General features: G+C 65.8%; 7 protein-coding genes. 6 read left to right on the top strand and 1 reads right to left on the bottom strand.

The annotated features are described in order from the left end of the window. The first annotated feature begins 136 nt into the window (after positions 1-136). Positions 137-937, top strand: a complete 801-nt coding sequence (locus tag ACREB7_RS20405) for a dienelactone hydrolase family protein (RefSeq protein WP_431594088.1) — start codon at positions 137-139, stop codon at positions 935-937. 2 nt (positions 938-939) lie between these two features. Here ACREB7_RS20405 and ACREB7_RS20400 read toward each other — a convergent pair whose 3' ends face one another. Further along, positions 940-1626, bottom strand: a complete 687-nt coding sequence (locus tag ACREB7_RS20400; RefSeq protein ID WP_431594087.1) for a hypothetical protein — start codon at positions 1624-1626, stop codon at positions 940-942. A 104-nt stretch (positions 1627-1730) separates the two neighbouring features. Here ACREB7_RS20400 and rph point away from each other — a divergent pair, with 104 nt between their 5' ends. From rph to ACREB7_RS20375, 5 genes are all read left to right on the top strand, one after another. Next, complete coding sequence (rph, locus tag ACREB7_RS20395; protein WP_431594086.1) at positions 1731-2447, top strand: ribonuclease PH; 717 nt, start codon at positions 1731-1733, stop codon at positions 2445-2447. 1 nt (position 2448) lies between these two features. Next, the gene (rdgB, locus tag ACREB7_RS20390) at positions 2449-3084 is read left to right on the top strand and encodes an RdgB/HAM1 family non-canonical purine NTP pyrophosphatase (protein WP_431594085.1); all 636 of its coding nucleotides are present in this window, start codon (positions 2449-2451) and stop codon (positions 3082-3084) included. Continuing rightward, a complete protein-coding gene (locus ACREB7_RS20385) occupies positions 3081-3347 on the top strand; it encodes a hypothetical protein (RefSeq protein WP_431594084.1) in 267 nt (88 codons plus the stop codon). Before rdgB ends, ACREB7_RS20385 begins: the two co-directional genes overlap by 4 nt. A gap of 10 nt (positions 3348-3357) precedes the next feature. After that, positions 3358-4506: a radical SAM family heme chaperone HemW gene (gene hemW / locus ACREB7_RS20380; RefSeq protein ID WP_431594083.1), complete on the top strand. Its 1149-nt coding sequence runs from the start codon at positions 3358-3360 to the stop codon at positions 4504-4506. A gap of 101 nt (positions 4507-4607) precedes the next feature. Continuing rightward, positions 4608-5498 (top strand): tyrosine-type recombinase/integrase, encoded by an 891-nt coding sequence (locus ACREB7_RS20375; protein ID WP_431594082.1) that lies wholly within the window; start codon positions 4608-4610, stop codon positions 5496-5498. Positions 5499-5503 lie beyond the last annotated feature (5 nt).

Below are 5503 nucleotides of genomic sequence, written 5' to 3'. Positions count from 1 at the left end.
CCGAAAAATCTCACGCAAAGGCGCAAAGGCACGAAGAAGGAAAAAGCTGGATTCCCGCCGTCGCGGGAATGACGAAGAAAAAGGGGTGCAATCGGATAGCGCCGCATTTAGCCTTTCAGCTTGGGGGGAGAATGCCATGACCACACGCCCGCTCGACCAGGATGACCCGCTCGACGATTTCGACCATCGCGGCATTGCGCTGCTCGGCCGCAAGCACCGCGTCTATACGATGGGCAGCGGCCCTGCGGTGATCGTGATGACCGAAATGCCCGGGATCAGCCCGCATGTCGCGCGTTTCGCGCGCTGGGTCCGCGATGCCGGTTTCACCGTCTATATGCCGCATATCTTCGGCGTGGATGGCGGGGTCATTACGACGGGACGTTTCCTGCGCGCCTTTCCCCGTGCCTGTATCAGCCGCCAGTTCCGCGCCTTTCAGGCCAATGAAAGCTCGCCCGCGACTTTATGGCTGCGCGCGCTCGCGGCGCAGGCGCACCAGGAATGCGGCGGCAAGGGGGTCGGTGCGATCGGCATGTGCTTCACCGGCAATTTCGCGCTGTCGATGATGCTCGAACCCGCGGTGCTCGCGCCGGTGCTGTCGCAGCCGTCGCTGCCGCTGAACGATGCGGCGGGGATGCACATCCACCCCGACGAACTGGCGGCAGTGAAGGCGCGGATGGAGGCCGAGGACCTGACCGTGCTCGCGTACCGCTTCGAGGGCGACAAATTCTGCAAGGCGGCGCGCTTCGCGGCCTATGAGGATGCGCTTGGCGATCGCTTCATCGGCCGCACCTTTCCCGACAGCGCCGCCAACCCCGACACGCCGTACAAGAACCCGCACAGCGTCGTCACCATCCATCTGATCGACGAGGCCGGTCAGCCGACGGCGCAGGCGCGCGACGAAATCCTCGATTTTTTCAGGATGCGGTTGAGCGGATAGCGTCAGGGGCCACGATCGAGCTGCTTTGCGATCGCAGGTGGCAGATCATATTTTGAGGGTGGGATCGGTTTTATCAACGGATCAAAGGCGCCATCCAGGGCTGTTTCGATGGCGATCTGATTCTCTGCGCAGATGGCGTTGCCCCAGCGACTTGCCTCGGCGCCGTAGATGGCAAGCAGGCCAAAACGATTATTTTCTGCCTCTACAAAAAGATACCTGTCCGCCATCGCGGTGTCATATTCATCGTCGCAACCGACGACGCTTGAAGTCGGCACGGCGCCTTGGGATTGCCAATCGGGCCGCCATTGCAGCCCTCCCAATTGATCGAGCAAACGGAGGCTGGTTGCAGTTGGCAATTGCAAATATTGGCGCGCGATTATGGGTTCGTCCCAGCTGGCCTGAAGATCGGCGTCCGAATCCGGGTTCATGGCGCGACCGCACCCATGATGATAGGCCATCTGCACATACCAGATTATCTCGACCCGCCCGGAGGCATCGACGACGATCTGTTGTGCGAGGGGGCATTCGCCGAACACCGCCAGTTGGCCATGCTCGACGGGGCGGGTGTAGGTGATCGACTTGAAGTTCGAGGGGATGCCGCCATCGCGGCTCGATGTCGTGACACCCAATGTAACACCGATCGCGATGAGCGTCGCCGTGATGATCGCCAGAGCCGAACCGCTTCGCATGAAGCGAGCTTAGGAAGCTGTGCGATAATTGACACGTCCTTTTTCTGGCCAATCGCGCCGCGCGCCGCTAAGCGCCCCCGCACATATTCACAGGAGAATCCCCCATGCGCCCTTCCGGCCGCGCGCCCGACCAGATGCGTCCCATCGGCATCGAGACCGAATTCACCATCCATGCCGAGGGCAGTGTCCTCGTCAGCTTCGGCAACACCAAGGTGCTGGTCACCGCCAGCGTCGACGAGAAGGTGCCGCCCTTCCTGCGCGGCAAGGGGCAGGGCTGGGTGACGGCCGAATATGGCATGTTGCCCCGCGCCACACACACGCGCGGCAGCCGCGAAGCGGCGAAGGGCAAGCAGTCGGGACGGACGCAGGAAATCCAGCGGCTGATCGGCCGCAGCCTTCGCGCCGTGGTCGATTTCCAGAAGCTCGGCGAGCGGCAGATCGTGATCGACTGCGACGTGATCCAGGCCGACGGCGGCACGCGCACGGCGTCGATCTCGGGCGCGTGGGTGGCGCTGCGGCTCGCAGTCGACAAGCTGATCGCGTCGGGCGCGATCACGACCGACCCGATCGAGGACCAGGTCGCGGCGATTTCGTGTGGCATCTACAAGGGCACGCCGGTGCTCGACCTCGACTATGATGAGGATTCGGTCGCCGAGGCCGACGGCAATTTCGTGCTGACCGGGCGCGGCCAGATCGTCGAGGTACAGGCGAGCGCCGAGGGCGCGACCTATGACGAGGAAGGCCTGCTGCGCCTGCTCCGTCTGGCGCGCATCGGCTGCACCGACATCTTCGCCGCGCAGGCGAAGGCGGTCGGGCGCTGAGGTGAACCGCAAGCTCGTCCCCGGCAAGCTCGTCATCGCGAGCCATAATGCGGGCAAGGTGCGCGAAATCCGCGCGCTGCTCGAACCGTTCGAGATCGAGCCGGTGTCGGCGGGCGACCTGGGCCTGCCCGAGCCCGAGGAGACGGGGACGAGCTTCCGCGAAAATGCGCTGCTGAAGGCGCATGCGAGCGCGTCGGCCGCGGGGCTGCCCGCGCTCGCCGACGACAGCGGGCTCGAGGTTGCGGCGCTCGGCGGGCGGCCGGGGGTCTATACGGCCGACTGGGCCGAGCGGCAGCGGTTCGAGGGCAATCCGGGGCGCGACTGGTATCTGGCGATGGGCAAGGTCGAAGGGCTGCTCGCCGAGCAGGGCGCGGACGTGGACCGCAGCGCGCGCTTCGTGTGCACGCTGGCGCTGGCGTGGCCCGACGGGCATGCCGATGTTTATGAAGGTGCCGCGGAGGGCAGCCTGACCTGGCCGCCGCGGGGGAAGCTGGGCTTTGGTTATGATCCGGTGTTCGTTCCGGTTAGTAACGCTTTGACTTTCGCGGAGATCGATCCGGCGGAGAAACATCGGATCAGCCATCGGGCGGATGCTTTTGCCAAGCTGGTAGCGGGGGCTTTCGGGTCCGAAAAATGATCGAACTGCTGATTGAAGTTTGGGAAGATGACCTTGGCCAGCAGATGGGTGCGGTCAAGGAATTCAATGATGTGCGGCGGTCGCCAAGCAGCCGCACGGTGCACAGCTTTCGTGCGCGATCCTTCAGAGAAGCTCAATATCTGTACGATATATGGTCCGAGATCGATTCCATCTGGCCGGAAGACGCCTTCGATGAGCCGTACACGGAAGAGGAACGCCGCGCCCAAGATGAATATCTGAGCCGTCGCCAAGTGCGAAAGTGAACGGCGCAGCATGGTGACCGAACCGCTCGCCCTTTATGTCCATTGGCCCTTTTGCGTCAGCAAATGCCCCTATTGCGACTTCAACAGCCATGTGCGCGATCGCGTCGATCAGGACGTGTGGCGGGCGGCTTTGCTGGCGGATTTGCGGCATGAGGCGGGGTTGCTGCCGGGGCGGACGGTGTCGTCGATCTTTTTCGGGGGCGGGACGCCGAGCCTGATGCCGCCCGCTACCGTTGCGGCGGTGATTGCCGAGGCGGCGGCGCTTTGGGGGCTGGCGGAGGATTGCGAGATCACGCTGGAAGCGAACCCCAATTCGGTGGAAGTGGCCGCTTTCGCCGATCTGGCGGCGGCGGGGGTCAATCGCGTGTCGATCGGGGTGCAGAGCTTCGACCCGCAAGTCCTTGAATTTCTAGGGCGCGCGCACAGCGGCGATGAGGCGCGGCGGGCGATTGCGGCGGCGCAAACCTGTTTCGAGCGCGCGAGTTTCGACCTGATCTATGCGCGGCCGGGGCAGGGACTTGCCGACTGGGAAAAGGAGCTGGGCGAGGCGCTGGCGTTCGGGACCGGGCATCTGTCGCTGTACCAGCTGACGATCGAGCCGGGGACGCGCTTTGCGACGCTGGCGGCGAAGGGCGACCTCGTCATTCCCGACGGCGACGCCGCGGCGGACCTGTTCGATGCGACGCAGGCGATGACGCGCGCAGCGGGTCTGCCGCGTTACGAGGTGTCGAACCATGCGCGGCCGGGCGAGGAGAGCCGGCATAATCTGACATACTGGCGCTATGGCGATTATGCCGGGGTCGGGCCGGGGGCGCATGGACGGCGGCTCGCTCAGGCGACCGAGCGGCACAAGAAGCCCGAAAATTTCATCGCGGCGGTGGAGCGCAACGGCCATGGGATGAAGGTCGAGAGCGACCTGCCCGCGCACGAGCGCGCGACCGAGGCGATGCTGATGGGGCTGCGGCTGAGCGAGGGCGTCGACCTGGCGCGGGTCGAGGCGCGGAGCGGGCTGGGGCGCGAGGCCTTTGTCGACGATGTGGCGGTGGCGCGGCTGGCGGGCCTGGGGTTGATGCGCGTCGTGGGGGATCGGCTGGCGGTCAGCGACGACGGGATATTGCTGCTCGACTCGATCCTTTCCGAGGTGGTGAAAACCCACTAACCTCCCCGCACCGTTTGTCCCGAGCGAAGTCGAGGGACGGGCGGCATGGCGCCAACGTGTCTCGACCTCGCTCGACACGAACGGGATTTGAAGGGCGGTCTTTGACTTCAGACATCATCCGCGACTGGGATGCCCATCTGGCGCATGAGCGGCGTCGGTCGGAGCATACGCGGCGCGCCTATGTCGCGACCGCCGCGCGCTTTGCCGCCTTTCTGTCGAGGCATCATGGCGGCGAAGTCGATGCGGGCATGCTGGGGCGAACGAGCGCCAATGATTTGCGTGCCTATCTCGCGACGCGGCGCGCCGAGGGGCTGGGCAATGCGTCGGCGGCGCGCGAACTGTCGGCGTTGCGCGGGTTTCTGCGTTTCGTCGGGGGCGAGGGGGCGACGCTGCCCGCGCTGCGTGGGCCGCGCGTCAAAAAGGGGCTGCCGCGCCCGGTCGCGCCCGCCGAAGCGCTGGCACTGGCGCAGGATGTCGAGGACAATGCGCGGCTGGGCTGGGTCGGGGCGCGCGACTTCGCGCTGTTGCTGCTGCTCTATGGCGCGGGGCTGCGTATCGGCGAGGCGCTGTCGCTGACCGGGGCGGAGCTGCCGCTGGGCGATGTGCTGCGCGTGACGGGCAAGCGGAACAAGACGCGCGTGGTGCCGATCCTGCCGGCGGTCGCCGCAGCGGTCGCGCGTTATGTCGCCGCCTGTCCGTGGCCGATGGCGAAGGAGGTGCCGCTGTTCCTCGGCGCGCGCGGCGGGCCTTTGCAGCCCGGCGTGGTGCGCGCGAGCGTGCGGTCGGCGCGGCGCGCGCTGGGATTGCCCGAGCGGACGACGCCGCACGCGCTGCGGCATAGCTTCGCGACGCATTTGCTGGCGGGCGGGGCCGATTTGCGGTCGTTGCAGGAGTTGCTGGGTCATGCGAGCCTGGCGTCGACGCAGGTCTATACGGCGGTCGATGCGGCGCATTTGCTGGACATTTACCGGAGCGCGCATCCCAGAGCCTAGGAGGG

It is taken from the genome of Sphingopyxis sp. (genome assembly GCF_050725615.1).
Classification (GTDB): domain Bacteria; phylum Pseudomonadota; class Alphaproteobacteria; order Sphingomonadales; family Sphingomonadaceae; genus Sphingopyxis.
The sequence above is the reverse complement of the archived record's forward strand: the minus strand, read 5'-3'. Positions and strand labels throughout refer to the sequence as shown.